The sequence below is a fragment of the Streptomyces sp. NPDC050509 genome, from assembly GCF_044457965.1.
Classification (GTDB): domain Bacteria; phylum Actinomycetota; class Actinomycetes; order Streptomycetales; family Streptomycetaceae; genus Streptomyces.
Window position 1 is genome coordinate 90,378 of record NZ_JBITHL010000016.1, and the last position, 25,402, is coordinate 115,779.

At 71.0% G+C, this 25,402-nt stretch carries 20 protein-coding genes; 11 read left to right on the forward strand and 9 right to left on the reverse strand.

Features of this window, described 5'->3' with window-relative positions; translation table 11 throughout:
* Positions 1 to 2: 2 nt before the first annotated feature.
* The 4 genes from ACIBJC_RS34470 to ACIBJC_RS34485 all read right to left on the reverse strand — a co-directional run bounded on the left by ACIBJC_RS34470 (position 3) and on the right by ACIBJC_RS34485 (position 4,123).
* A complete protein-coding gene (locus ACIBJC_RS34470; RefSeq protein ID WP_399299347.1) occupies positions 3 to 1,346 on the reverse strand; it encodes a hypothetical protein in 1,344 nt (447 codons plus the stop codon).
* On the reverse strand, positions 1,328 to 2,056 hold the full coding sequence (locus ACIBJC_RS34475) for an ABC transporter ATP-binding protein (RefSeq protein ID WP_399299349.1): 729 nt from the start codon (positions 2,054 to 2,056) through the stop codon (positions 1,328 to 1,330). Before ACIBJC_RS34475 ends, ACIBJC_RS34470 begins: the two co-directional genes overlap by 19 nt.
* 262 nt (positions 2,057 to 2,318) lie before the next feature.
* Complete coding sequence (locus ACIBJC_RS34480) at positions 2,319 to 3,698, reverse strand: aspartate aminotransferase family protein (protein ID WP_399299351.1); 1,380 nt, start codon at positions 3,696 to 3,698, stop codon at positions 2,319 to 2,321.
* Positions 3,683 to 4,123: an Lrp/AsnC family transcriptional regulator gene (locus tag ACIBJC_RS34485; protein ID WP_329823088.1), complete on the reverse strand. Its 441-nt coding sequence runs from the start codon at positions 4,121 to 4,123 to the stop codon at positions 3,683 to 3,685. Before ACIBJC_RS34485 ends, ACIBJC_RS34480 begins: the two co-directional genes overlap by 16 nt.
* A 326-nt stretch (positions 4,124 to 4,449) precedes the next feature.
* Here ACIBJC_RS34485 and ACIBJC_RS34490 point away from each other — a divergent pair, with 326 nt between their 5' ends.
* Positions 4,450 to 5,889, forward strand: a complete 1,440-nt coding sequence (locus ACIBJC_RS34490) for a gamma-aminobutyraldehyde dehydrogenase (protein ID WP_399299501.1) — start codon at positions 4,450 to 4,452, stop codon at positions 5,887 to 5,889.
* A 97-nt stretch (positions 5,890 to 5,986) separates the two neighbouring features.
* Here the strand turns inward: ACIBJC_RS34490 and ACIBJC_RS34495 are convergent, their stop codons facing one another.
* Complete coding sequence (locus tag ACIBJC_RS34495; RefSeq protein WP_399299504.1) at positions 5,987 to 6,805, reverse strand: glycerophosphodiester phosphodiesterase; 819 nt, start codon at positions 6,803 to 6,805, stop codon at positions 5,987 to 5,989.
* Between the two features lie 2 nt (positions 6,806 to 6,807).
* The gene (locus ACIBJC_RS34500) at positions 6,808 to 7,833 is read right to left on the reverse strand and encodes an adenosine deaminase (RefSeq protein ID WP_399299353.1); all 1,026 of its coding nucleotides are present in this window, start codon (positions 7,831 to 7,833) and stop codon (positions 6,808 to 6,810) included.
* 219 nt (positions 7,834 to 8,052) lie between these two features.
* Here ACIBJC_RS34500 and ACIBJC_RS34505 point away from each other — a divergent pair, with 219 nt between their 5' ends.
* Positions 8,053 to 8,838 (forward strand): DUF4190 domain-containing protein, encoded by a 786-nt coding sequence (locus ACIBJC_RS34505; protein ID WP_399299355.1) that lies wholly within the window; start codon positions 8,053 to 8,055, stop codon positions 8,836 to 8,838.
* Positions 8,839 to 8,899: 61 nt separating this feature from the next.
* Here ACIBJC_RS34505 and ACIBJC_RS34510 read toward each other — a convergent pair whose 3' ends face one another.
* Entirely contained in the window at positions 8,900 to 9,472 is a 573-nt protein-coding gene (locus tag ACIBJC_RS34510) for an NADAR family protein (RefSeq protein ID WP_399299506.1), read from the reverse strand.
* Positions 9,473 to 9,701: 229 nt separating this feature from the next.
* On the opposite strand from ACIBJC_RS34510, the gene ACIBJC_RS34515 reads away from it, so the two are divergent.
* From ACIBJC_RS34515 to ACIBJC_RS34545, 7 genes are all read left to right on the forward strand, one after another.
* Positions 9,702 to 11,237, forward strand: a complete 1,536-nt coding sequence (locus ACIBJC_RS34515) for a gamma-aminobutyraldehyde dehydrogenase (RefSeq protein ID WP_399299357.1) — start codon at positions 9,702 to 9,704, stop codon at positions 11,235 to 11,237.
* Positions 11,238 to 11,392: 155 nt separating this feature from the next.
* Positions 11,393 to 12,640, forward strand: coding sequence for a PotD/PotF family extracellular solute-binding protein (locus ACIBJC_RS34520; RefSeq protein WP_399299509.1), 1,248 nt, complete (start codon positions 11,393 to 11,395; stop codon positions 12,638 to 12,640).
* 187 nt (positions 12,641 to 12,827) lie between these two features.
* The gene (locus ACIBJC_RS34525) at positions 12,828 to 14,147 is read left to right on the forward strand and encodes an ABC transporter ATP-binding protein (RefSeq protein ID WP_399299359.1); all 1,320 of its coding nucleotides are present in this window, start codon (positions 12,828 to 12,830) and stop codon (positions 14,145 to 14,147) included.
* Entirely contained in the window at positions 14,144 to 15,079 is a 936-nt protein-coding gene (locus ACIBJC_RS34530; RefSeq protein ID WP_399299361.1) for an ABC transporter permease, read from the forward strand. Before ACIBJC_RS34525 ends, ACIBJC_RS34530 begins: the two co-directional genes overlap by 4 nt.
* Positions 15,079 to 15,921 (forward strand): ABC transporter permease, encoded by an 843-nt coding sequence (locus ACIBJC_RS34535; RefSeq protein ID WP_399299363.1) that lies wholly within the window; start codon positions 15,079 to 15,081, stop codon positions 15,919 to 15,921. Before ACIBJC_RS34530 ends, ACIBJC_RS34535 begins: the two co-directional genes overlap by 1 nt.
* A 101-nt stretch (positions 15,922 to 16,022) precedes the next feature.
* Entirely contained in the window at positions 16,023 to 17,447 is a 1,425-nt protein-coding gene (locus tag ACIBJC_RS34540; protein WP_399299365.1) for an NAD(P)/FAD-dependent oxidoreductase, read from the forward strand.
* A 141-nt stretch (positions 17,448 to 17,588) separates the two neighbouring features.
* Positions 17,589 to 18,068, forward strand: a complete 480-nt coding sequence (locus tag ACIBJC_RS34545; protein WP_399299367.1) for a hypothetical protein — start codon at positions 17,589 to 17,591, stop codon at positions 18,066 to 18,068.
* A gap of 34 nt (positions 18,069 to 18,102) precedes the next feature.
* On the opposite strand, the gene ACIBJC_RS34550 is transcribed toward ACIBJC_RS34545, so the two are convergent.
* A complete protein-coding gene (locus ACIBJC_RS34550; protein ID WP_399299369.1) occupies positions 18,103 to 18,783 on the reverse strand; it encodes a phosphatase PAP2 family protein in 681 nt (226 codons plus the stop codon).
* Between the two features lie 497 nt (positions 18,784 to 19,280).
* The gene (gene gabT / locus ACIBJC_RS34555; RefSeq protein ID WP_399299371.1) at positions 19,281 to 20,615 is read right to left on the reverse strand and encodes a 4-aminobutyrate--2-oxoglutarate transaminase; all 1,335 of its coding nucleotides are present in this window, start codon (positions 20,613 to 20,615) and stop codon (positions 19,281 to 19,283) included.
* Between the two features lie 344 nt (positions 20,616 to 20,959).
* On the opposite strand from gabT, the gene ACIBJC_RS34560 reads away from it, so the two are divergent.
* Positions 20,960 to 23,077 carry an ATP-binding protein gene (locus tag ACIBJC_RS34560; RefSeq protein ID WP_399299373.1) on the forward strand — a complete coding sequence of 706 codons (2,118 nt, stop codon included), beginning with the start codon at positions 20,960 to 20,962 and terminating at the stop codon, positions 23,075 to 23,077.
* Positions 23,078 to 23,273: 196 nt separating this feature from the next.
* Positions 23,274 to 24,929 carry a PucR family transcriptional regulator gene (locus ACIBJC_RS34565; RefSeq protein WP_399299375.1) on the forward strand — a complete coding sequence of 552 codons (1,656 nt, stop codon included), beginning with the start codon at positions 23,274 to 23,276 and terminating at the stop codon, positions 24,927 to 24,929.
* The last annotated feature ends 473 nt before the right edge of the window (positions 24,930 to 25,402 follow it).

Genomic DNA, 25,402 nt, shown 5'->3' on the forward strand with positions numbered 1-25,402 from the left:
GTCTACGTGGACAGCGGGATCGCCGCAAGCGCCGCCACGGCCCAGGTCAAGGGCGTGAAGACCGCCACCACGGTGGCCGCCCTCACCAGCGCCGCCGTACGCAGCAGCGCCGCCGGGGCACCCACGAGGCGGAGACTCTCGGTGGTCGAGGCTCGCGTCTGCCGCGTTTCCAGGGACGCCATCAGCACCGTGGCCGCCGTACAGCCGATGACCAGAGTCGCGCCGAGCGCGGTGAGTGGGCCGAAGGGGCGCTCGTCCGCGGGGCCGTACAAGGACGCCGCGGCGAACGTGCCCGACACCACCGCGCACAGCACGCCCACGGGGCGGCCGATACGTCGCGACTCGGCCATCAAGGTCCGTCCGGCCAGCAGACGGAGTGCCCCGGGGTGCATGACCTGGAGCAGCCAGCCACAGAGATGCATGATGCCCGGGCCTGCCAGCGCCAGGCCGACGGCGGTCAGTGACCAGCCGGCCAGGACAGCGGCGGAGCTGCCGTCGAACTGACCGGGCAGCGGCAGCACGGAGCCTCCTCCTTCCTGGCTCGCGTACGTCTCGACCGCGAGGCCGGCGGCCGTGAGCGCGACGCCCCAGGGCAGACCCGCCGGCGTGGGCGCTGGATGCGGCGCGGCTACCGGCGCGGGCACAGGCACAGGCACGGGGGAGAGGACGGACGTGCCCGTGTGCACCGTTACGGGCCCGTCGGCGGCGGGCGTGCCCCCCTCCGTGTCCGAGGTTTCCGAGACAGGAGCGGTCGTGGTGGAGGCAGCGTTGCTGCTTCCGGCGCTCGCTCCCACCCTGGCCCTCGAAACGGCCCGTACGGCGCCTGTGACCCTCGCCTCGGCGTATCCGCGCCTCCGTAGGGCAATCCCCGTCGCCATCGTCGCCAGGACCGGTGTGGCCGCCAGCAGCGTCAGCGCCGCGCCGAACGGCAGTGGCCGGCCCGCGGCCAGCAGCTCCGCCGCCTCACCGTCGAACGGCAGGCCCGTCAGGTCGCCGCGCAGATGCAGGAAGAACAGCAGCGCCACGGAGCTGCCCAGCGTGCAGGAGATCGCCGTCGACGTCGCCGCGAGCACCGTGAGCCGCGCCGGGCCGAGGCCCACCGCCGACAGTCCGGAGCGCGGCCGCATGCGCGGTTCGGTGCGCGCCACCGCCACGGCGAACTGCACCGCCGCCGCAAGCGGGACCAGACACCAGAGGAGCCGGATCAGTGACCCCGCCGGGTGGCCCATCGCCCAGCCGAGAGTGCACAGCATCAGGAAGCCGACCCCCGCCGACGCCGCGACGACCAGCAGCCGCCGGAACAGGACCAGGGGGTGTGTGGCGCGGCTTAGACGGAGAGCGAGCACGCGGCGCGGCCTTCCGCCTCGGACGGCCGCGGCGAGTTGTCGCGCCGTCCGTCGATCAGGGTGACCGTACGGTCGGCGAGCGTCGCGACCTCCGCGTCCAGAGTGGCGAGGACGACGGTGATCCGGTGCGAGCGCGCCGCGGTGGTCAGCGTACGGAGCACCTGCGCCCGGTCCGTACGGTGCAGCGGCGCCGTCGGTTCGTCGGCGAAGACGACCGAGGGCTCGGTGACCAGGGCGCGCGCGACGGCGACACGTTGCTGCTGGGATCGGAAGAGAGCGTACGGCCGCTTACGGGCGCAGGGGCCGATGTCGAGGCGTTCCAGCCACTCCAGTGCGGCGGTCTTGGCGGCACGGTGCGACGTACCGCGCATCAGCAGGGGCAGGGCGGCGTTCTCCCACGAGGTCAGTTCGGGAACGAGCGCCGGCTCGGGGCCGATCCAGCCGAAGCGGTCGCGGCGCAGCCGTTCACGCAGCAGCGGGCTCATGGTGTGGACCGGTGAGCTGTTGAACCAGACCTCGCCCTGCTGGGGGACCAACTGCCCTGACAGGCATCGGAGCAGCGTTGTCTTGCCGCTGCCGCGTGAACCGTTCACGGCGAGGATCTCGCCCTCGCGCACGCCGAGCGAGACGCCGTCGAGTGCGGGCGATCCGTTGTGGGAGTAGTTCAGGGAACGCGCCCAGAGCACGTCGTTGTCCGGCGGGGCCACCATGGCGTACACCTCGGTTCTGATCGGATGTGGGTGCGCGTCGGCGCTTCCCTGCCATCCCTCGTCCGGCGGAACGAGGGCGGCGACGATCGGTCATGGGGCACGCTAGGTATTCGGAGCGGGGAGAGCGCACATCACAGGCCCGGGTGCCGCCCTTCTCACCCGAAAGGGGGCACCCGGACGCTTCTCGGGCGCCGTACGGGCCGATCATGGCGGGCAGGCTCCCGGGGCACCTGCCCGCCCGGGCGGGCCGCGTGCCGTCCGCTCAGAGCTTCGTCCACGCCTCCGTGAGCACGGACCGGAGGATCCCCTCGATCTCGTCGAACGTGGACTGGTCGGAGATCAGCGGCGGCGCGAGCTGCACCACCGGGTCGCCCCGGTCGTCGGCGCGGCAGTACAGGCCGCTGTCGTACAGCTTCTTGGAGAGGAAGCCGTAGAGGACGCGTTCCGTTTCCTCGTCGGTGAAGGTCTCCTTGGTGGTCTTGTCCTTCACCAGTTCGATGCCGTAGAAGAAGCCGTTGCCGCGTACGTCGCCCACGATGGGCAGGTCGTGCAGCTTCTTCAGGGTGTCGAAGAACGCGCCCTCGTTGTCGAGCACATGCTGGTTGAGGCCCTCTCGCTCGAAGATGTCGAGGTTGGCGAGACCGACCGCCGCGGAGACCGGGTGGCCGCCGAACGTATAGCCGTGCAGGAACGTGTTGTCACCCTGGTAGAACGGCTCGGCGAGCCGGTCGGAGACGATGCAGGCGCCGATCGGTGAGTAGCCCGACGTCATGCCCTTGGCGCAGGTGATCATGTCGGGTATGTAGTCGAACTTGTCGCACGCGAACATCGTGCCGAGCCGGCCGAAGGCGCAGATGACCTCGTCGGAGACGAGCAGGACGTCGTACCGGTCGCAGATCTCGCGGACCCGCTGGAAGTAGCCGGGCGGCGGGGGGAAACAGCCACCGGCGTTCTGTACGGGCTCCAGGAAGACCGCCGCGACGGTCTCCGGCCCCTCGAAGAGGATCTCCTGCTCGATCTGGTCGGCGGCCCAGCGGCCGAACGCCTCCGGATCGTCCCCGTGCAGCGGCGCACGGTAGATGTTCGTGTTCGGGACCTTGTGCGCGCCCGGCACCAGCGGCTCGAACGGTGCCTTCAGAGCGGGCAGTCCGGTGATGGAGAGCGCCCCCTGAGGTGTCCCGTGGTAGGCGACGGCGCGTGAGATGACCTTGTACTTGGTCGGCTTCCCCGTCAACTTGAAGTACTGCTTGGCGAGCTTCCAGGCGGTCTCCACGGCCTCGCCGCCGCCCGTCGTGAAGAAGACCTTGTTGAGGTCGCCGGGAGCGTGGTGCGCGAGCCGCTCCGCGAGTTCGACGGCCTTCGGATGGGCGTACGACCACACCGGGAAGAAGCCCAGCTCCTGGCCCTGCTTGTAGGCGGCTTCGGCCAACTCGTGGCGGCCGTGGCCGGCGTTGACGACGAACAGCCCCGAGAGGCCGTCCAGGTAGCGCTTGCCCTCGGCGTCGTAGATGTACGTGCCCTCGCCGCGCACGATGGTGGGCACGGGGGCGTTCTCGTACGAGGACATGCGGGTGAAGTGCATCCACAGGTGGTCGTACGCGGTCTTGGAGAGGTCCTTGCTCACGGCTATCGGGTTCCCCACATGTAGGTCTGCTTCTTCAGCTTGAGGTAGACGAAGCTCTCGGTGGAGCGCACGCCGGGGAGCGCGCGGATCCGCTTGTTGATCACTTCGAGCAGGTGGTCGTCGTCCTCGCAGACGATCTCCACCATCAGGTCGAAGGAGCCCGCGGTCATCACCACGTACTCGCATTCGGCCATCTCCGACAGCGCGTCCGCGACCGTGTCCAGGTCGCCCTCGACATTGATGCCGACCATCGCCTGCCGCCGGAAGCCGACGGTGAGCGGGTCGGTGACGGCGACGATCTGCATCACGCCCTGGTCGAGCAGCTTCTGTACGCGCTGGCGTACGGCCGCCTCGGAGAGGCCGACCGCCTTGCCGATCGCGGCGTAGGGGCGGCGTCCGTCCTGCTGGAGCTGCTCGATGATCGCGAGCGATACGGAGTCGATCGTCGGCGAGGAGCCGTTCCCGGTCCGGGGCTCCGGCCTGGAGTCGTGCTTCGAGTGCGCCTTGGGGGCAGGCGTGGGCCCCGGCCTCGAGTCCGCCTCGGACTGCGCCTGGGGGTGCGTTCTGGAGTCTGTGCTACGGCTGGCCACGCACTTCACTGTGCACCGGGACTCGTCCGTATAGCAACCCCGTATCGATGAAATTCGTTGTTCAATGGCGCTAATATCACCGAATCCGAAGTTTCGTGGGGTCGGGCCTGTTGAAAGCGTTGGTCGAGCGATTAGGGTGGGTGTCTCACCCATCGGACATCTGACAGGGAGGGGTGGCAGTGACCACCGAGCTGCGCCGGCTGCGTAACTACATCAACGGGGAGTTCCGGGACGCCGTTGACGGGCGGACCATCGAGGTGGTCGACCCGACCACGGGCGACGCGTACGCTACGTCCCCGCTCTCGGGGAAGGCCGATGTCGACGCCGCCATGGAGGCCGCTGCCGCCGCCTTCCCGGCGTGGCGGGACACCACTCCGGCCGAGCGTCAGAAGGTGCTGCTGAAGATCGCGGACGCCTTCGAGGAGCGCGCGGAGGATCTGATCGCCGCCGAGTCCGAGAACACGGGCAAACCGATCGAACTCACCCGCACCGAAGAGATCCCGCCGATGGTGGACCAGATCCGCTTCTTCGCGGGCGCCGCCCGGATGCTCGAAGGCCGGTCGGCCGGGGAGTACATGGACGGGTTCACCTCCATCGTCCGGCGGGAGCCGGTCGGTGTCTGCGCGCAGGTCGCGCCGTGGAACTACCCGATGATGATGGCGGTGTGGAAGTTCGCGCCGGCGCTCGCCGCGGGTAACACCGTCGTGCTCAAGCCGTCGGACACCACCCCCGCGTCGACGGTGCTGATGGCGGAGATCATCGGCGTGATCGTCCCCAAGGGCGTCTTCAACGTCATCTGCGGCGACCGCGACAGTGGCCGGGCCATGGTCGAGCACCCGACGCCCGCGATGGCCTCCATCACCGGCTCCGTACGGGCCGGCATGCAGGTCGCGGAGTCGGCGGCCAGAGATCTGAAGCGGGTCCATTTGGAACTGGGCGGCAAGGCGCCGGTCGTGGTCTTCGAGGACGTCGACCTGGCGAAGGCCGTCGAGGACATCGCGGTGGCGGGGTACTTCAACGCGGGGCAGGACTGTACGGCGGCGACGCGCGTCCTCGTCCACGAGTCGATCCACGACGAGTTCGTGACCGCGCTCGCCAAGGCGGCGGCCGACACGAAGACGGGCGCGCCGGACGACGAGGACGTGCTCTACGGGCCGCTCAACAACGCCCGGCAGCTCCAGCAGGTCTCCGGCTTCATCGAGCGGCTGCCGGCCCACGCACGGGTCGAGGCGGGCGGTCACCGCGTCGGTGAGAAGGGCTACTTCTACGCCCCGACCGTTGTCTCCGGACTCAAGCAGGACGACGAAATCATCCAGAACGAGGTGTTCGGGCCCGTCATCACCGTCCAGTCCTTCACGGACGAGGCCCAGGCCCTGGAGTACGCCAACGGCGTGGAGTTCGCGCTCGCCTCGTCCGTGTGGACGAAGGACCACGCCCGGGCGATGCGGATGTCGAAGGCGCTGGACTTCGGCTGCGTGTGGATCAACACGCACATTCCGCTGGTCGCGGAGATGCCGCACGGAGGCTTCAAGAAGTCGGGTTACGGCAAGGACCTGTCGGCGTACGGCTTCGACGACTACACGCGCATCAAGCACGTGATGACGTCGCTCGACGGCTGAGGCTGACGGCTGGCGGCCTCTGCTATGAGCGCGGCGCGGCGTACGGGCCCGCCCCGTACGCCGCCGTACGGGGCGGGAGCGCGGCGATGTTACGGCGCTACACGCCCGGGCCCGCCGCGCGGTCGGCGCCTGGCGTACCGGGCGTCCCGCGGAGCAGGCAGGACAGGACGTCGATCCGGTTCGTGGTGATCGAGTCGACCCCCCGCTCGATCAGTCTGCGCATGCTGCGCCGCGTGTCCACGGTCCAGGCGGAGACCAGCAGCCCGTCCCGGTGGTTGCGGTCGGCCAGCTCACGGCTGACCAGCCCGAAGCGGTAGTTGAGCCAGCGTGGCCGCACCGTCGCGAGCAGCAGGGGGCGCGGCGGTGCCAGCGTTGTCCACGTCATCGCGATCTCGGCGCGCGCGTCGGCGGCGCGGACGGCGAGCATCGTGTCCGGGCCGGCGCAGTAGTACACGCGCTCCGCGGCGCCGCACTCGCGCACGGTGCCGACGACCGTGCGCACCGACGCCGCGGTGGCACCCGGCAGATCGATCATGAACCGGCCACCCGCCCCGTACGGGCCCCGTCCCGGCGCCGGGACTCCGCCGTAATCCCCGTCCGGCGGCGGGAGGAGCACGTCGCGCAGGGTCGGTACCTCGCCGCGCGTCAGCTCGCGCAGTTCGTCGTACGTCACTTCGGCGAGCCGCCGCTCGTGGCCCCAGAGCCGCGCCAGCGACGCGTCGTGCAGCAGTACGGGCACGCCGTCCCGGGTGAGCCGTACGTCGACCTCGACCGCGTCCGCGCCCCGTTGCCGCGCGGAACGGAGCGAGGGGAGGGTGTTCTCTCGGACGCGGTAGGGGTCGCCGCGGTGGCCCACGGCGACGACCGCCCGCCCCGTACCGGCTCCGTGGCCACGTTCGCCGCCGCCGTCGGCCATGGTCAGCGCGCGAGCCACTGGGCGGTGTACGTGTCGATCTCCTCGGCGAGCAGCTTCTTGCCTGCCGCGTCGAGGAACGATGCCTCCACCCCGTTCTTCGCGAGATCCGCGATACCGCGTTCGTCCAGGCCGAGCAGCCGCGCCGCGACGCGGTACTCCTTGTTCAGATCCGTGCCGAACATGGGCGGGTCGTCGCTGTTGACCGTCACCAGTACGCCCGCCGAGACCATCGCCTTGATCGGGTGCTCGTCGAGATCGGCGACGGCGCGGGTGGCGATGTTGGACGTGGGGCACACCTCCAGAGGGATCCGGTGCTGGGCGAGGTGCGCCAGCAACTCCGGGTCCTGGACGGAGCTGGTGCCGTGGCCGATGCGTTCCGCGCGCAGTTCGCGCAGCGCGTCCCAGACCGTCTCCGGCCCCGTCGTCTCCCCGGCGTGCGGTACGGAGCGCAGCCCCGCCGCGATGGCCCGGTCGAAGTACGGCTTGAACTGCGGCCGGGGTACGCCGATCTCGGGGCCGCCCAGTCCGAAGCCGACCAGCCCCTCGGGGCGCAGGTCCACCGCGAGCCGGGTGGTCTCCTCGGCGGCCTCCAGCCCCGCCTCTCCGGGAATGTCGAAGATCCAGCGCAGTACGACGCCCAGTTCGGCCTCGGCGGCCTTCCGGGCGTCCTCGATGGCCTCCATGAAGGCGTGGTCGGGGATGCCGCGGTTGGTCGAGCTGAACGGTGTGACCGTCAGCTCGGCGTAGCGGATGTTCTGCCGGGCCATGTCGCGGGCGACCTCGAAGGTCAGCAGCCGCACGTCCTCCGGCGTCCGGATCAGATCGACGACCGAGAGGTAGACGTCGATGAAGTGGGCGAAGTCCGTGAAGGTGAAGAAGTCGACGAGCGCGCCGGGGTCGGTGGGTACCTTGGAGTCCGGGTGCCGGGACGCCAGTTCGGCGACGATGCGCGGCGACGCGGAGCCGACGTGGTGGACATGGAGCTCGGCCTTGGGTAGACCGGCGATGAAGGCGCTCGGATCGGTCATCGTGATCCTCCGGGGAAGGGGAAGGGGAAGGGGAAGGGGAAGGGGAAGGGGACGGTACGGGGCGGGTGCCGGCGGTACGGGTGCCGGAAGCGCGGCCTCGACGGGGCGGCGCACGGGCCGCCTGCCGGACGGTTTCCGGGGCACGGATCATCGTAGGCCGGGCCGGTTCCGCGCGGAGCCGAGCCCGTAGCATGACGGAAGGACGAGTGGGGGAGGCCCATGTCAGACAAGAGCGAGCAGCCGTCGGACGGCTACGAGCCGAGCGATCCCTGGGCGCCGCCGGAGCGCAAGGTGCCCTTGGACAAGCCGTCGTCCGCGCAGCCGCACACCCCCCAGGGCTCGCAGGCGCCGCCGCAGCCGTCCGCCCGGAACGTGCACGACCAGCCGACGATCACCGGGATGCCGACCGGTGGGCCGGGGCACGCTTCCGGCGCGAGCGCCGGAAGCGGTCCGGGTGCGGGGCCGGGGCCAGGCGCCGGTGAGGGCGCCGTACCGCCGCCGCCCACCGCCCCCGGTGGCCCTGCCAGGCCGACCCCGGGACCGTACGGCTACCCGGGGGCCCAGCAGTCCGGCGCCCCGTACGGGGCCGGTACGGGGGCAGGGGCGGGCGCCGGCTACGGCTACCCGGGCTACCCCAGCGCCCCGTACCCGGGTTACGGCCAGACCGGGTGGCAGCAGGCGCCGTCGAACGGCATGGGGATCACCTCGCTGGTGCTGGGGATCCTCGCCGTCGTGACCTTCTGCTTCTGGGGGCTCGGCATCATCCTCGGCGTCCTGGCGCTGATCTTCGGGTTCGTGGGGCGCGGGCGCGCCCAGCGTGGTGAGGCGAACAACGCGGGCATGGCGCTGGCGGGCATCATCCTCGGTGCGATCGGCACCCTGATCAGCGCCGCCTTCCTCGGCTTCCTGATCTGGGCGGTCGTGAACGGGGAGGAGCTGACCTCGGAGACCACCGAGGATCCGTTCGCCACCTCGCTCGTCGTCGGCGTCGCGTCCAGCCGTTAGATCCGGTTAGATCCGGTCCGGCCGTTACCCCCGGTCCCAGCCGTTTCCCCCGGTCCGGTCGTTACTTCCGGTCCACCCGGAGCTGGTCGCGCGCCTCCATGAGTGCGAAGCCCAGCAGGTTGAGTCCGCGCCAGCGCGCGGGGTCCGCCGCCCGCTCGTCGTCCGAGGTGAGCCCGATGCCCCAGATCCGGTCCATCGGGCTCGCCTCGACGAGAACCCGGTCTCCCGTGGTCAGCAGAAAGTCCCGCAGCGCCGCGTCCTGCCCGAACTTGTGGATGGTGCCCGCCACCACGATGCCGTAGCGCTCACGCTCCCAGACGGTCTGGTCGAACTCGCGTACCAGCCGTCCCGCCTTCTTGGCGAGCGCCGGATTCGCGGCGCCCAGGGCCGCGCGCTCGGCCTCCTCGTCCCCGAAGAGCCGGGCCTTGGCCGCCATCATCCAGTGCTCGGCCGTCGCGTACTCGACCCCGTCGACCGTGAACGGCGCCGGCCACCACTGGCTCAGACAGCTCGCGCCGAGCGTGCCGTCCCGCCGTGGGGCGTGCCCCCAGAAGTGCAGATACTTGACCGTCTCGCCGCTCTGGGCCCGCTCGACCAGCTCGGCTGCCGTACGTACGGAACTGCCCGTGTTCATCCCCATGCCCGCGAGTCTGCCGGCCACCACTGACAGCGACCGCCGGTACTGCGTACGACTACGGTTCTGAGGTGCTGCCCCGTCCACCGATTCCGTCGCGTAACCAAAAGGCAACAACGGAATCCCTTGTTGAGGTGGACGTCCTCTGTCAGGATCGGCACTCAATCCAAGCCGGAACAACACTTCGTACAGAGGCCGGCACCGTCGGCCCGGGACATCGGAGAGCGTCATGGGCAACCGCTTCCAGGTGCGGGACCGTTTCGCGGAGGGCGCGCAGTTCATCGGCGGGCGGTCGCGGCCGGGCACCTCGGGACGTCTGCACGCCGTCGTGAACCCGGCGACCGGCGAGGACGTCCACGCGTACGAACTGGCCGGCCCCGCCGACGTGGACGCCGCCGTCGCCGCCGCGCACGCGGCCTTCCCGGGCTGGGCCGGCGCCACGCCCGGCGAGCGCTCCGACGCCCTGCACCGCCTGGCGGACGTCCTCGCCGCTCAGGCGGACGACTTCGCGTACGCCGAGTCGTTGCAGTGCGGCAAGCCGATCAAGCTCTCCACCGAGTTCGACGTTCCCGGGACCGTCGACAACGCGGCCTTCTTCGCAGGCGCCGCACGCCGCCTGGACGGGGTCTCGGCGGGTGAGTACAGCGGCGACCACACCTCCTCCGTACGCCGCGAGCCGATCGGCGTCGTCGGCTCCGTCGCACCGTGGAACTACCCGCTCCAGATGGCCGCCTGGAAGGTCCTCCCCGCCGTCGCCGCGGGCAACACGGTCGTCCTGAAGCCCGCCGAACTCACGCCCTTCACGTCGCTGATGTTCGCCCGGGCCGCCCAGGAGGCCGGAGTGCCCGACGGCGTGATCAACATCGTCACCGGGGCGGGCCCCGACGCGGGCGAGCGCCTTGTGGGCCATCCTGATGTCGCCATGACGTCGTTCACCGGCTCCACCGCCGTCGGGAGGCGCGTCGCGGCGATCGCCACCGCCGCCGTCCCCGCCAAGCGCCTCCACCTCGAACTCGGCGGCAAGGCCCCCTTCCTCGTCTTCGACGACGCGGACCTGGAGGCCGCCGTCCACGGCGCCGTCGCCGCGTCGCTCATCAACGGCGGCCAGGACTGTACGGCAGCCACTCGCGCCTACGTCCAACGGCCGCTGTACGAAGCCTTCGTCGCCGGTGTCGCCGATCTCATGGCAACGGTCCGCCTCGGTGATCCCTTCGACGAGGCGACCGACCTCGGCCCGCTCATCTCGCACGCCCACCGCGACCGCGTCGCGGGCTTCGTCGACCGGGCCCGTGGCTACGCCCGCGTCGTCACCGGCGGGGAGTCCCCGGGGGGTGACTGGAAGAACGGCGCCTTCTACCGCCCCACGCTCATCACGGACGCCGCGCAGGACAGCGAGATCGTCCAGTCCGAGGTCTTCGGGCCCGTCCTCGTCGTGCTCCCCTTCGACTCCGACGACGAAGGCGTGCGGCTCGCCAACGACACCCCGTACGGCCTCGCCGCCTCCGCCTGGAGCCGCGACGTCTATCGCACCGGGCGGGCGGTCCGCGAGATCAGGGCGGGCTGCGTCTGGATCAATGATCACATCCCGATCATCAGCGAGATGCCGCACGGCGGCTACAAGGCCAGCGGGTTCGGCAAGGACATGTCGGCGTACTCATTCGACGAGTACACGCAGCTCAAACACGTGATGTACGACAACACGGCGGTGGCCAGGAAGGACTGGCATCGCACGGTCTTCGGCGACCGGCAGCGCCGCCGCCCCTGAGGCCCCGCAGGAAGCCTGGCCGCCCCTTCGACGCCCCGGGAAAACCCCGCCACGGAGCCCGCCGGAGCCCCTCCCCGGAAACGCCGAAGCCTCGAAGTCCCGAAGCCCCCGAACCGTCGTAACCGTCCAGCTGAAGGGCAGAGTGCATGGAGCAGATGGAGCAGTACGAGCCCGACCGCCCGTCCGGGGCGCAATGGGCCGCGATACGCCGCACCATGACCAGCGGCCGGGGCGCCCTCACCCGCCGCTCCGTGCTGCGCGCCACCGGCGCCGGCGCCCTCACGCTCGGCGGGCTCACCGCACTGGGCGGCTGCGGTATCCCGCCGGCGAAGAGGGAGGGGGAAGGGCTCGCCTCCACCGACCACTCGGCCGAGGAGAAGCGCGTCATCTTCTCCAACTGGACCGAGTACATGGACGTCAGTGACGATGAGAAGCACCACCCGACGCTGGAGGCGTTCACCGAGCGCACCGGGATCACGGTCAAATACACCGCGGACATCAATGACAACGTCGAGTTCTTCGGCAAGATCCAGCCACAGCTCGCGGCCGGCCAGGACACCGGACGGGACCTCGTCTGTGTCACGGACTGGCTGGCCGCCCGCATCATCAGGCTCGGCTGGGCACAGAAGCTCGACCCGTCCCACCTCCCGCACGCGTTCGCGAACCTCTCCGCGCCGTTCCGCTCGCCCGACTGGGACCCGGGCCGTGCCTACACGTACCCCTGGACCGGGATCCCCGCCGTCATCGCGTACAACACCAAGGCGACCGGCGGGCGCACGGTCGACTCGGTCTCCCAGCTCCTGGACGATCCGAAGCTCAAGGGGAGGGTGGCCTTCCTCTCCGAGATGCGCGACACCGTCGGGATGACCCTCCTGGACCTCGGCAAGGACCCGGCGGCCTTCACCGACGACGATTTCGACGCCGCACTCGCCCGGATCCAGAAGGCCGTCGACAGGAAGCAGATACGCCGGTTCACCGGTAACGACTACACCGCGGACCTCGACAAGGGCGACATCGCGGCGTGCGTCGCGTGGGCGGGGGACATCGTCCAGCTCCAGAACGACAACCCGGACATCAAGTTCGCCATCCCGCGGGCCGGCTACATGCTCTCCAGCGACAACCTGCTGGTCCCGGCCAAGGCGCGGCACAAGACCAACGCCGAGCGGCTCGTCGACCACTACTACCGGCCGCCGGTCGCCGCGCGGCTCGCCGCGTACATCAACTACGTCTGCCCGGTCGACGGCGTGCGCGCCGAGCTGACCAAAATCGACAAGTCGATGGCTGACAACCCCCTGATCCTCCCGGACGCCGCGATGGCCGCCGCGTCGCACGCCTTCCGTTCCCTCAGCGCCAAGGAGGAGACAGCGTACGAGCAGAAGTTCGCCAAGCTCATCGGCGCGTAGACGCGTGGTCCGGGGCCCGCGCCGTACGCCGCGCAGCCCCCCCCGCCCGGGAGTATCTCGGCGGCCGGTCCGTCGGGCTCCGTACGCCGCGCCCCGTACGGCCTTCTGTACGCGGCTCCTTGCGCCCCGTCGCACCCCGCCCCGTACGCCCCGTCCGTCCACCTCTCTCCTCCCGGGACCGTGACCCATGACAGAGACCGCATCCACCAGCCAGGGCGGCGGCGACGTCCGCCTCACCGGGATCAGCAAGACGTACGGCTCCTTCCGCGCCGTACGGCCCCTCGACCTCACCGTGCCGCAGGGGTCCTTCTTCGCCCTCCTCGGTGCGTCGGGCTGCGGCAAGACCACCACCCTGCGGATGATCGCCGGCCTGGAGGAACCCACCACCGGCACGGTCTTCCTGGGCGAAAGGGACGTCACGGGGCTCCCTCCGTACAAGCGCCCCGTCAACACCGTGTTCCAGAGCTATGCCCTCTTCCCGCATCTCGACATCTACGAGAACGTCGCCTTCGGACTGCGCCGTCGCGGCATCAAGTCCGTACGCAAGCAGGTCGGTGACATGCTCGACCTCGTCCAGCTCGGCGACTACGCCAGGCGCAAGCCGCATCAGCTCTCCGGCGGCCAGCAGCAGCGCGTCGCGTTGGCCCGCGCGCTGATCAATCATCCGCAGGTGCTCCTCCTCGACGAGCCGCTGGGCGCCCTCGACCTCAAGTTGCGCCGCCAGATGCAGGGGGAGCTGAAGCGCATCCAGACCGAGGTCGGCATCACCTTCATCCATGTCACCCACGACCAGGAGGAGGCCATGACGATGGCCGACACGGTCGCGGTGATGAACGCGGGGAGGGTCGAACAGCTCGGCAGCCCCGCCGACCTCTACGAGAAACCGCACACCACCTTCGTCGCCAACTTCCTCGGTACGTCCAACCTCATAGAGGCAGAGATCGCCGACGTACGGGGCGACGACGTGGCGGTCACGGCGGGCGGTACCAGGCTCCTTCTCCCCGGCGGCCGATGCTCCGCGCCGACCACGCGCGGCGGCAGGCTGCTGGTCGGCGTGCGCCCCGAGAAGATCTCCCTCACCCACGCGGACGATGCGGAGTCGATCCCCGGCGGACGCAACCGCATACCCGGCCGGATCGCCGACTCCCGCTTCATCGGCGTCTCCACGCAGTACGTGATCGAGAGCGCTGTCTCCCCCGAGCTGGAGGTGTACGCGCAGAACATCGAGCGTGACAGCCGGCTCGCCCCCGGCGCCGAGGTCGTCCTGCACTGGAACCCGGCGCACACCTTCGGCCTGGACGCCGCGCAGTCGCCACTGGCCGGCACAACGGGCGACGCCGGCGTCAACACGGCCCCTGACGGGGGCGGCGCGGGACCCGATGCCGATACGGGTGCTCCCGCAGGGGACACCACAGGCGGCGTCGGCGCCGCTACGGCGCGCGCGGAGGTACGGACCCGGCCCCAGGGGCCCGCCCGTGCCGGCAAGGCCGGAGGGGAGGGCGCGTGACCGCCACGGAAGCCCCACCCACGACGCCGGCCGCCGCAGAACCGGGCCGTCCCATGCGCAAGCCCGCCGCGCGCGGGCGCCTTGCCCCGTACTGGCTGCTTCTGCCCGGCATCCTCTGGCTGCTGGTTTTCTTCGCGCTGCCGATGGTCTACCAGGCGTCGACCTCCGTACAGACCGGCTCCCTGGAGGAGGGCTTCAAGGTCACCTGGCACTTCCGGACGTACTGGGACGCGCTCCAGGAGTACTACCCGCAGTTCTTTCGCTCTCTGCTGTACGCGGGCACCGCCACGCTTCTGTGCCTGCTGCTGGGCTACCCCCTCGCGTATCTCATCGCCTTCAAGGCGGGCCGCCGGCGCAATCTCCTTCTGGTCCTCGTCATCGCGCCGTTCTTCACCAGCTTCCTGATCCGTACGCTCGCCTGGAAGACGATCCTCGCGGACGGGGGCACTGTCGTCGGCGTACTGGACGCCCTGCACGTCCTCGACGTGACCAGTTGGCTCGGCTGGACCGAAGGCGACCGCGTTCTGGCGACACCCATGGCGGTGGTCTGCGGTCTGACGTACAACTTCCTTCCCTTCATGATCCTGCCGCTCTACACGTCGCTGGAGCGCATCGACGGCCGGCTGCACGAGGCCGCGGGCGATCTGTACGCCACACCGCTGACGACCTTCCGCACGGTCACGTTCCCGCTCTCCATGCCCGGCGTCGTCTCCGGCACGCTGCTCACCTTCATCCCCGCGAGCGGCGACTACGTCAACGCCGAACTCCTCGGCTCCACCGACACCAAGATGGTCGGCAGCGTCATCCAGACGCAGTTCCTGCGCGTCCTCGACTACCCGACGGCCGCCGCGCTCTCCTTCATCCTCATGGCGGTCGTCCTGCTGATGGTCACCGTCTACATCCGCCGAGCAGGGACGGAGGACCTCGTCTGATGAGTCCGACGAGTGGTGTTCCGAGGGGCGGCCCCGCGGCCGTGACGCGCTGGGTACGGCGCAACCTGGTGGTCATCGCGGGATTGCTCACGCTCGGCTACATGATCGTGCCCAATGTCGTCGTGATGGTCTTCTCCTTCAACAAGCCGAACGGCCGCTTCAACTACGCGTGGCAGCGCTTCTCCCTGGATGCCTGGAAGGATCCGTGCGGCGTCGCCGATCTGTGCGGCTCGCTGTCGCTCTCGCTCCGGATCGCCACCTGGGCGACGCTCGGCGCGACCGTCCTCGGCACCATGATCGCCTTCGCGCTGGTCCGCTACCGCTTCCGGGCGCGCGGCTCGATCAACTCGCTGATCTTCCTGCCGATGGCCATGCCCGAGGTCGTGATGGCGGCGTCGCTGCTGACGCTCTTCCTCAACCTGGGCGCGCAGCTCGGCTTCTGGACGGTCCTTATAGCCCACATCATGTTCTGCCTCAGCTTCGTCGTGACCGCCGTCAAGGCGCGTGTCATGTCCATGGATCCGCGTCTCGAAGAAGCGGCGCGCGATCTCTACGCGGGGCCGGTGCAGACCTTCGTACGGGTCACCCTGCCGATCGCCGCGCCCGGTATCGCGGCGGGAGCGCTGCTCGCCTTCGCGCTCTCGTTCGACGACTTCATCATCACCAACTTCAACGCCGGGTCGACCGTGACCTTCCCGATGTTCGTATGGGGCTCCGCGCAGCGCGGCACGCCGGTGCAGATCAACGTCATCGGGACGGCGATGTTCGTCGTTGCCGTATTGGTGGTCGTCGTCGGCCAAATGGTCAGCAACCGGAGGAAGAAGACCGCCGCCACCACCTGAACGGCTTTCTTCGAGCCGTCCGCGTCCGCAGCGGTCCGACTCGACGACAGCCCGCGACAGTCAGCATCCGGAGCAGTTCGAAGGAGAAGGAGCCGGAACACATGCCCGTGGACCTTGGAGCCGTGCGCGCAGCCGCCGCGGCGTCCCTCGCCGGCGTGCGCCCCGTACCGTACTGGCTGGACTCCCCGGACCGGCCGGTCGCGCGCCCCGCGCTCACCGGCGACGAACGCTGCGACCTGCTCGTCGTCGGCGGCGGCTACAGCGGCCTGTGGACCGCCCTCCTCGCCAAGGAGCGGGCCCCGGAGCGCGACGTCGTCCTGATCGAGGGCCAGGAGGTCGGCTGGGCCGCCTCAGGCCGCAACGGAGGCTTCTGCGCGGCCTCCCTCACCCACGGCTTCGGCAACGGGCTCACCCGCTGGCCCGACGAACTGCGCACGCTGGAGGAACTGGGCGAGCGCAACCTCGACGCCATCGAGGCGGCTGTCGCCCGGTACGGCATCGACTGCGCCTTCGAGCGCACCGGCGAGATCGACGTCGCCACGGAGCCGTACCAACTCGACGGACTCCGTGACCTGTACGAGGAACGGACACGGCGCGGCGGCAAGGGGCTCGAACTCCTCGACCGCGACGCGGTGCGCGCCGAGGTCGACTCGCCGACCTTCCTGGGCGGCCTGTGGGACCGGCGCGGCGTCGCCATGCTGGACCCGGCGCGGCTCGCCTGGGGGCTCAAGCGTGCCTGTACGGAACTGGGCGTACGGATCTACGAGAACACCCGCGGCCTGGCGCTGGCCCGGTACGGCGCAGGAATGGCCGTCCGTACCCCGTACGGACGGATCTTCGCCCGGCGCGTCGCGCTCGGTACCAATGTCTTCCCGTCACTGGTCAGACGGGCGCGCCCCTACACCGTCCCCGTCTACGACTACGCGCTGATGACGGAGCCGCTGACGGTGCGGCAACGGGGCGCGATCGGCTGGCGCAACCGGCAGGGTCTGGGGGACAGCGCCAACCAGTTCCACTACTTCAGGATCACCGCCGACCACCGTGTCCTGTGGGGCGGTTACGACGCGATCTACCCGTACGGCGGCCGGCTCGGCGCCGAGATGGAGCAGCGCCCGCAGACGTACCTCAGACTCGCCACCCACTTCTTCCGCTGCTTCCCGCAGTTGGAGGGCGTGCGCTTCAGCCACGCATGGGGCGGGGCGATCGACACCTGCTCACGGTTCTCGGCGTTCTTCGGCACGGCGTACGGCGGCCGGGTGGCGTACGCGGCGGGCTACACCGGCCTGGGGGTCGGTGCGACGCGCTTCGGTGGCGACGTGATGCTCGACCTCCTCTCGGGGGAGCGCACGGAGCGCACCGAACTGGCCATGGTCCGCGACAAACCACTGCCGTTCCCGCCCGAACCGGTCGCCTGGGCCGGGATCGGCCTCACCCGGTGGTCGCTGGCGCGCGCGGACGCCCACGACGGCCGGCGCAACGTCTGGCTGCGGACGATGGACCGGCTCGGGCTGGGCTTCGACAGTTGAACCGGAGCCTCTTCCTCCCCCACCAGAACCTGTGAGTCAGATCACCGGAAGATGGTGAACAGAACCCGCGTAATCGATCGGCCCCACCGCCCTCCCTCTTGTGGACACACTGTCCAACAACACGGATGGGAGGCCGGGCAGATGACTGGCTCGGGGGCAAAGGCCGCGGTGGACTGGCTGGCATCGGTGGCACCGGACCCCGACGCCTGCCGGTGGGAATGGGAGCGCAGCCCGAACGGGGTGGCTCTCCTTCCGGCAGGCAGGCGCTGGGACGTACTGATCCTGCCGGGCGACCTCGGTTACCCGACACTCGACGTGCTGACCCGGCTCGTCGACCGACCGGGCCCGGTACTCGCCGACTTCGGCGACGCCCGGATGGGCTTCTTCGTACCGCCGGGGACGGTCGCACGCTGGATCGGTACGGGGGTACGGGGCGCCGGCCGGGGCACCTGGATCGTCGTCCCGTACCCGGGCCGGGCGAGCGGCGGGGTGCGCTGGCTGATCCCGCCGGACGGCGCGGGGACCCTCACGGACGCGGCACTGCTGGAACTGGCGATGCACGAGGCGGCGGCGAGCATGGCGCGCGGAGGGGGTACGTGGGAGGGCGACGCCGGGGAGTGAGGTGTGAGCCGACGCCCGGCAGGCTCGCACCGCCTCAGCCGGAAGGTCGCCGATCGGCCGGAGGGTCCGCCGCGTCGCTGAGCACGGCGCGGCGCGAACCGGTGCCGTGTTCGTGTTCGTGTTCGCCGGCACGGTCACGCTCGCGTTCTTGTACGCGTTCGTGTACGTGCGAGCGGAATCCGCCGATCGCCGCCTCCGTAAGAAGGAGCAGCATGCCGCACAGCGCCAGACTCCCGAGGACGTCCAGCGGCCAGTGGTAGCCGCGCAGTACGTGGCCCACGCCTGTCGCCAGGGTGAGCAGCACAGCGACCGGAAATGTTCTGTTCCGTCCGGCGTACGGGGCGAGGAGCAGCGCGGCGCCGCCGTACGCGACCATCGCCGTCGCCGTGTGACCTGACGGGTAGTAGCCGGTCGCGTCCGTGAGCGGACCCGGTCGGTCGATCCACATCTTGAGCGGTACGACCAGGGCGGGGACGGCGGCCATCGCGACGGCGGCCCCCAGTGGCCGTACGCGCTGCCCGCGCCGCAGAGCCTCGCCGAGTGCGAGGGCCAGTACCGGCAGGGCGACCGGCATGCCGCCGAGGTCGGAGAGGAACTGCGTCAGAGGTTCAGGCCCCTTACCGGCGAGCGCGAGACCGAACCGTTCGTCGGCGGTGCGCAGCGGCCCGTCGGCAGCCGTCTGCCACGTGACGAGCGCGAAGAGGGCCGCGCACAAGGCGAACGCCGCGAGAGCACGAGGGGAGAAAAGAGGCGGCCGCCCGGGAACAGGGGGGATTGTTCCGGGGCGGCCGTCAGGACCGGTGTACCGCACGCCCCGGGGGGTTTGGGGCGGGCGGCCATCCGATCGGTGAGGAGATCCAGAGCCAGAAGCTCCAGTGGTGTGCGCGAAGGCACGACCAAGGCGACGCTGGGGATGCCCCGCATTGGTGTCGCCCACAGTTCCCTGTGCAGTTCCCTGTGAGCGGGGTGTTTCTCTCATCTGGCAAAACCGTACGTCAGGGCGGGGGACTCCAACAGTCGGAATCCCATCCCGCCATGGCCCTCGCACACCTTCTTCACAGGCCCTCACCGGTGTGACGGGCCCCGTCACGCCGCGGAAACGCCGCGCGGCGCCGCAGCGCGCCGCGGTGCGCCGTAACGGGGCGTAGGGGAGCGCAAAGGGCCCGTACCGGCGGTGAGGAGACGTACGAAGGGCGCTTTCGGACCGGAGGCTCAGAGAGTGGCGAGCGCCCGCTCGATGATGTCCAGGCCCTCGTTCAGCAACTCCTCGCCGATCACCAGGGGAGGCAGGAAGCGCAGGACGTTGCCGTACGTGCCACAGGTGAGGACCAGCAGCCCTTCCGCGTGGCACGCCTTGGCGAGCGCCGCGGTCGACTGCGGGTCCGGCTCCTTGGTGTCGCGGTCCTTCACCAGCTCGACCGCGATCATCGCGCCGCGCCCGCGGACGTCGCCGATCACGTCGTACTTCTCCCGCAGCGCGGAGAGACGGTCCTTCATGACCGTCTCGATGCGGCGCGCCTTCCCGTTGAGGTCCATCTCCTTCATCGTCTCGATGGAGCCGAGGGCGGCGGCGCAGGCCACCGGGTTCCCGCCGTACGTACCGCCGAGGCCGCCCGCGTGCGCGGCGTCCATGATCTCGGCGCGGCCGGTGACGGCGGCGAGCGGCAGGCCGCCCGCGATGCCCTTCGCCGTGGTGATCAGGTCGGGGACGACGCCCTCGTCCTCGCACGCGAACCACTGGCCGGTGCGGCAGAAGCCCGACTGGATCTCGTCCGCCACGAACACGATGCCGTTCTCCCGGGCGAACTGCGCGAGCGCGGGCAGGAAGCCCTTCGCCGGCTCGATGAAGCCGCCCTCGCCGAGCACGGGCTCGATGATGATCGCGGCGACGTTCTCCGCGCCGATCTGCTTGCTGATCTGGTCGATGGCCTGGGCGGACGCCTCGGCGCCACAGTTCTCGGGACCGGTCGGCCAGCGGTAGCCGTAGGCGACCGGTACCCGGTAGACCTCCGGCGCGAACGGTCCGAAGCCGTTCTTGTACGGCATGTTCTTGGCGGTCAGCGCCATGGTGAGGTTCGTACGGCCGTGATAGCCGTGGTCGAACACGACGACCGCCTGGCGCTTGGTGTGCGCGCGGGCGATCTTGACGGCGTTCTCCACCGCCTCGGCCCCCGAGTTGAAGAGGGCCGACTTCTTGGGGTGGTCGCCCGGCGTCAGCTCGGCGAGCTGCTCACAGACCTCCACGTACCCCTCGTACGGCGTGACCATGAAACAGGTGTGGGTGAAGTCGGCGAGCTGGGCGGTGGCGCGGCGTACGACGGCCTCGGCGCTGGCGCCGACCGAGGTCACGGCGATACCGGAACCGAAGTCGATCAGCCGGTTGCCGTCCACATCCTCAAGGATGCCGCCGCCGGCGCGCGCGGCGAAGACGGGCAGCACGGACCCCACCCCCGCGGCGACCGCGGCGGTACGGCGGGTCTGCAGCTCCCGCGACTTGGGTCCGGGGATGTCGGTGACGACGCGGCGCTCCTGCGGAATGGCGGTCATGAGGGGCTCCTGGGGGTATTCCGGGTCTTTCTCCGCAGGCTAGGGGCGGGAACGGAAAGCGGGCATGCTCCGATCGGGAGTGGTGAGGGGCGTGTCGTTGTCCGCGGCGGACATAGCGACGGGGTTTTGCGCCGTACGGGGCGGACGTAGCGACAGGGTTTCGCGCGGTACGGGTCGGCGCGCCGCCCGCCGTACTGCGCGGCGCGCCGTGCGCGGAAAGGCGGGCAACGACGCCCCGTGGGCGGGACGGTGGCGGTGGGCCACCCGCTCAACACCCGGCGGTGGCCATACATTGAGCGGGTACAGAGCGGGCAGGGCGGACTGCGCAGGGGGCAGGAGTTCACATGGACAGCGACGGCACACACGACGCACAGGTCACACGCGCCAACCCCGTGCCGCGCCCGGCGGGGCCGCCGCCCATGCCGTCCTCAGCGCCGTTCGAATCGCCCCCGCCTCCCGCACCGGGGCATGCGCCGCACTCCGGCCCGACCCTGGCGGAGTGGCTGCGCGTCCCACGGGTCACGGACGCGCCGGGAACCTGGGCGTACGGTCACCGGGTCCGGCCCGCCGAGGAACCGGAGCTGACGCCCCTGCGGCAGCTCGTCAGCGGGGCGCTGATCTCGCTCCTCGCCGGCCTGCTGCTCTGGTCGCTGCTGTGGAACGGCTATCTGGGCGGCTTCTGGCTCTGGCCGCTCTACCTCTTCACACCGGACCGCTGGTGGAGCGGCACGGTGGAAGGCGCGACCGCCCAGGACGTCTACTACGCGCTGGTCATCGGGGGAATGCTGTTCCTCTTCGGCCGTCTCGGCCGCTGGCCCGAACTGGCGCGGCGCGTGGTCGGCCGGGGCCCCGGTACGGCTCCCAAGGAGGCCGCCCCGCCGCCCCGGGAGCCCGAGGACGATCTCGCCGAGTGGCCCGAGCTGCGGACGGCGGGGCAGAGCGACATCGCCGTACGCCTCGCCTCCGAGGTACGGAGCGGGCGGATGAACGACGTCGACTACGCCCGGATCCGCCGCGCCTGGCACTCCGTACGGGCCGACCCCTCGCGCCTGACGGCCTTCGGAGAGGCCGTACGGGGCGACGGCGCGGGCGCCTGCGTCCATCCCTCGGGCAAGCGCGATCTCCCCGTCCGGGCCGCCCGGCACGATCTGCTCGTACGGCAGGTCAGGCTCGGCACCGTCCACGACGGCGAGCGTAACCCTTACCCCCGCAGGGGAACCGGGCTCGCGCTGGACCCGGTCCTGCTGGGGACCTCGCTGCTCGCCGTCGGCCCGCCCGGCGCCGGGAAGACGCATGCCCTGGTACGCCCCGTCGTCGAGTCGCTGTCGCTCCAGGCTCTCGCCGGGCAGGCCGCCGTCATCGCCGTCTGCGCCACCGGCACGCAGCTCGGGCCGGACAGCGCCTACGACGTGGTCGTCAGGCTCGGTGATCCCGATTCGGTGTACGACCTGGATCTGTACGGCGGCACGAACGACCCCGACGAGGCCGCTGTCGTCCTCGCCGAGGGCCTCGTGGGCGATCTCGCGGACACCGACAGCCGGCGGGCCTCCACGGCCCTCGCACAGCTTCTGGGGCCGTTCCGCGCCGTGCACGGCCGGCTGCCCGCCGTACCGGAGCTGCGCGAGCTGCTCGACGGCGAGCCCGCCGCGCTCGCCGTACTGCGGGAGGCGCTGGACGCCGAGGGGCACCTCGCCATGCGGCGCGAGCTCGACACCCGCGAACGGCAGTCCGGCGCGCCCGGGGACCCGGGACGGGCGCTCGCCGACCGGGTCGCGCTGCTCGACCGTCCCGCCTTCGCCGGCTTCTTCGACACGAGTGGCAGGACCCGGCCGTTCTCCCTGCGCACGCTGGAGCACCCGCTGCGCGTCCGCATCGACCTGCCCGAGCGCGGGCACGCCGAGGCGTCGCGAATGCTGGCCAGGATCGTCCTCGCCCAGTTCACGGCGAACGCCGCGACGCGGGCCGACCGGTCGCTCTTCGCCTGTCTCGTCCTGGACGACGCGACGCGCACCCTCACCCCCGAGACCCTGCGCGGCGTGCAGCGCCTCCGGTCGGTCAACGCGGGCGCGGTGCTCACGCTGCGCACCCTCGACGACGTGCCCGAGGCGCTGCACACCGCGCTGCTCGGCGCCGTCGGCTGCCGGATGGCCTTCTCCGGCATCACCACCTGGGACGGCAAGCGCTTCGCGGAGGCGTGGGGCACCGAGTGGGTGGAGACGCGCGACGTCACCCAGCGCACCGTCTTCGCGGACCAGCCGCTGACCCGGGCCATCCACGCCTTCCGCAAGCTGGTCACCGGCAAGGCGGTGACCACGGACGCCGTGACCGTACGGAAGGTCGAGCGGGAGCGCTGGTCGGCCTCCGAACTGGCGCATTCCGTGCCGGCGGGCCACGCGGTCCTGTCGCTGCGGACGGTGAGTGGCGAGCACGCGCCACCCCTCCTGGTCGACCTGCGGAACTGAGCGCACGGGGCGGGGCGGCCCATCGGCATCAGGACGCCTGTACTTCGTACAGGCTGGCAGAATCGGGACAAGCTGTTGCTACAAGACGGCAAAATGGTCGTGTGGCCCCGTACCGGGCCCGATGAACGCTCCGCCTCTTGATCGGCCTGCGTCCGTCGCCCTGCCCCTCCGCTGCCGAAGGTCCTACGGTTCCACCATGCCGCCCACCCTCGCCTCGCTCGTCCAGCACTCGGCGCTCCATCTCACCGTGCACGCGGGGGAGGACCGGCTGAGCACGCCCGTCCTCTGGGTTCACGCCAGTGAGCTGGCCGACCCTGTGCCGTACATGGAAGGCGGCGAACTGCTGCTCATCACGGCGACGACCCTGGACGCCGCGGACGCCGGGGCGATGCGGCGTTACGTACAGCGGCTGGCGGATGCCGGGATCGCCGGGCTCGGCTTCGCTGTCGGCGTCAACTACGAGCACATCCCCGAGGCGCTTGTCGGCGCGGCGCGCGAAGTGGGGCTGCCCCTGCTGGGCGTGCCGCGGCGCACCCCGTTCCTCGCCATCAGCAAGGCGGTCTCGGCGGCGCTCGCCGCCGATCAGTACCGCGCCGTGACCGCGGGGTTCGAGGTCCAGCGCGAGCTGACCCGCGCGGCGCTCTCCGAGGGGCCCGCGGCGCTGCTGCAGCGGCTCGCGGTGCACGTGGACGGCTGGGCGGCGCTGTACGACGCCTCCGGCGCCGTCGTCGCCGCCGCGCCCGAGTGGGCGGCGCGGCGGGCGGCCCGGCTGACGGGCGAGGTCGAGCGGCTGAGCGAGCGCCCCGCGCCCGCGAGCGCGGTGGTCGGCGGGACGGACGCGGGCGACGCGTCCGGGGACGCCGAGGACCGTGTGGAACTCCAGTCGCTCGGCACGGGCAGACGCGTCCGCGGCGCCCTCGCGGTCGGTACGGGGGCGGCACCGGGCACCGCGGAGCGGTACGCGGTGCACTCCGCGGTCGCGCTGCTGACGCTGACGACGGAGCGTTCACGAGCCCTCCAGGCGGCCGAACAGCGGCTGGGCGCCGCCGTGCTGCGCATGCTGCTGTCCGGGCAGCCGGACCACGCGCGGACCGTGGCGGGGGATCTGTACGGCGGGCTGCTCGACGCCCCGTTCCGGCTGCTGATCGCGGAGTCCACGCCGGGCGCCGGGAGCGCCGCAGCCGCGCAGGGGGGCACCGAGACGGACCATCCGCTCCAAGTACTGACGGATGCCGTCGAGGCGGTGGCCTCACGGGCCGGCGAGGCGGTGCTCGTGGTCCCGGACGGCGAGCACCGGCTCGCCGCGGTGGCCTCCGACGGAGGGGCGGTGGTCGCCTCCCTGGCGGGGTACGCGCGGCTGGAATCGGAGGAAGTAGGCGTTGTCACCGGCCTCTCCGCGCCGACGGGGCCGATCGCGACGGCCAATGCCTACAAACAGGCCGAGCAGGCGCTGTCGGTGGCCCGGCGGCGCGGCATGGCGCTCGTAGAGCACGAGGAACTGGCGGCGGGATCGATCCTGCCCCTGCTGGCCGACGACGCGGTGCGGGCCTTCGCGGAGGGGATGCTGCGTGCGTTGCGCGACCACGACGCGAAGGGACGCGGCGATCTGGTCGCGTCGCTGCGGGCCTGGCTGTCCCGCCACGGCCAGTGGGACGCGGCGGCGGCAGACCTGGGCGTGCACCGCCATACGCTCCGCTACCGCATGCGCAGAGTGGAGGAGATCCTCGGCCGTTCGCTGGACGACCCGGACGTGCGGATGGAGCTGTGGCTGGCGCTGAAAACCACGGCGTCACCGACGCTGCCTGCCCCTTCGGCGCCGGAGGCCCCGGAGGATCGGGAACCGCGGGAGTAGCGGGAACCGGAGGCGCGGGGGAGCGCGGGCGGCGTACGGGGCCGGCACGGCGCCCGGGAGGGGCGGGCGCCGTGACCCACAGTCGGAGCCACGGCCCGGACCCGTCCCGCAGCCGAGAGGTCGGGCGCTGGTGGGCACACACACGGCCCATATGCCCACAGGTCAATCGCCGGAAGCCGTGCGCGCCGTACGGGGTCGCCGCAGCGCGCCGCCGCCCCGTACGCCGCGGCCGCGCGCCCGCCGCGTCTCCGCGCCCTACTAGGTCGCAGCCTTCGCGCACCGTGCGCTCCGCACGCCCTGTACGGTGCGCACGCCGCGAAACTGGCACCTTCATAGGCACGCGGTTCGCGTTACCGACAGGGAAGCCGTTCCGTTCCACCCCGTCCCCACGCAGCCTCGTCACAGTTCGTTGGGTCCCGACCCCGCATGTGACATTGCGTAGCACAGCCTCGACCGCACCACTCCACTGCGGA

Excerpts from the sequence above, each read along its gene's own strand:
- ACIBJC_RS34545 (WP_399299367.1), top strand. The coding sequence starts at position 17,589 with ATGACTGGCTCGGGGGCAAAGGCCGCGGTGGACTGGCTGGCATCGGTG.
- ACIBJC_RS34500 (WP_399299353.1), bottom strand. The coding sequence starts at position 7,833 with ATGACCGATCCGAGCGCCTTCATCGCCGGTCTACCCAAGGCCGAGCTC.
- ACIBJC_RS34560 (WP_399299373.1), top strand. The coding sequence starts at position 20,960 with ATGGACAGCGACGGCACACACGACGCACAGGTCACACGCGCCAACCCC.
- ACIBJC_RS34515 (WP_399299357.1), top strand. The coding sequence starts at position 9,702 with ATGGGCAACCGCTTCCAGGTGCGGGACCGTTTCGCGGAGGGCGCGCAG.
- ACIBJC_RS34495 (WP_399299504.1), bottom strand. The coding sequence starts at position 6,805 with ATGGCCGACGGCGGCGGCGAACGTGGCCACGGAGCCGGTACGGGGCGG.
- ACIBJC_RS34520 (WP_399299509.1), top strand. The coding sequence starts at position 11,393 with ATGGAGCAGTACGAGCCCGACCGCCCGTCCGGGGCGCAATGGGCCGCG.
- ACIBJC_RS34540 (WP_399299365.1), top strand. The coding sequence starts at position 16,023 with ATGCCCGTGGACCTTGGAGCCGTGCGCGCAGCCGCCGCGGCGTCCCTC.
- ACIBJC_RS34535 (WP_399299363.1), top strand. The coding sequence starts at position 15,079 with ATGAGTCCGACGAGTGGTGTTCCGAGGGGCGGCCCCGCGGCCGTGACG.
- ACIBJC_RS34475 (WP_399299349.1), bottom strand. The coding sequence starts at position 2,056 with ATGGTGGCCCCGCCGGACAACGACGTGCTCTGGGCGCGTTCCCTGAAC.
- ACIBJC_RS34565 (WP_399299375.1), top strand. The coding sequence starts at position 23,274 with ATGCCGCCCACCCTCGCCTCGCTCGTCCAGCACTCGGCGCTCCATCTC.
- gabT (WP_399299371.1), bottom strand. The coding sequence starts at position 20,615 with ATGACCGCCATTCCGCAGGAGCGCCGCGTCGTCACCGACATCCCCGGA.
- ACIBJC_RS34525 (WP_399299359.1), top strand. The coding sequence starts at position 12,828 with ATGACAGAGACCGCATCCACCAGCCAGGGCGGCGGCGACGTCCGCCTC.
- ACIBJC_RS34505 (WP_399299355.1), top strand. The coding sequence starts at position 8,053 with ATGTCAGACAAGAGCGAGCAGCCGTCGGACGGCTACGAGCCGAGCGAT.
- ACIBJC_RS34510 (WP_399299506.1), bottom strand. The coding sequence starts at position 9,472 with ATGAACACGGGCAGTTCCGTACGTACGGCAGCCGAGCTGGTCGAGCGG.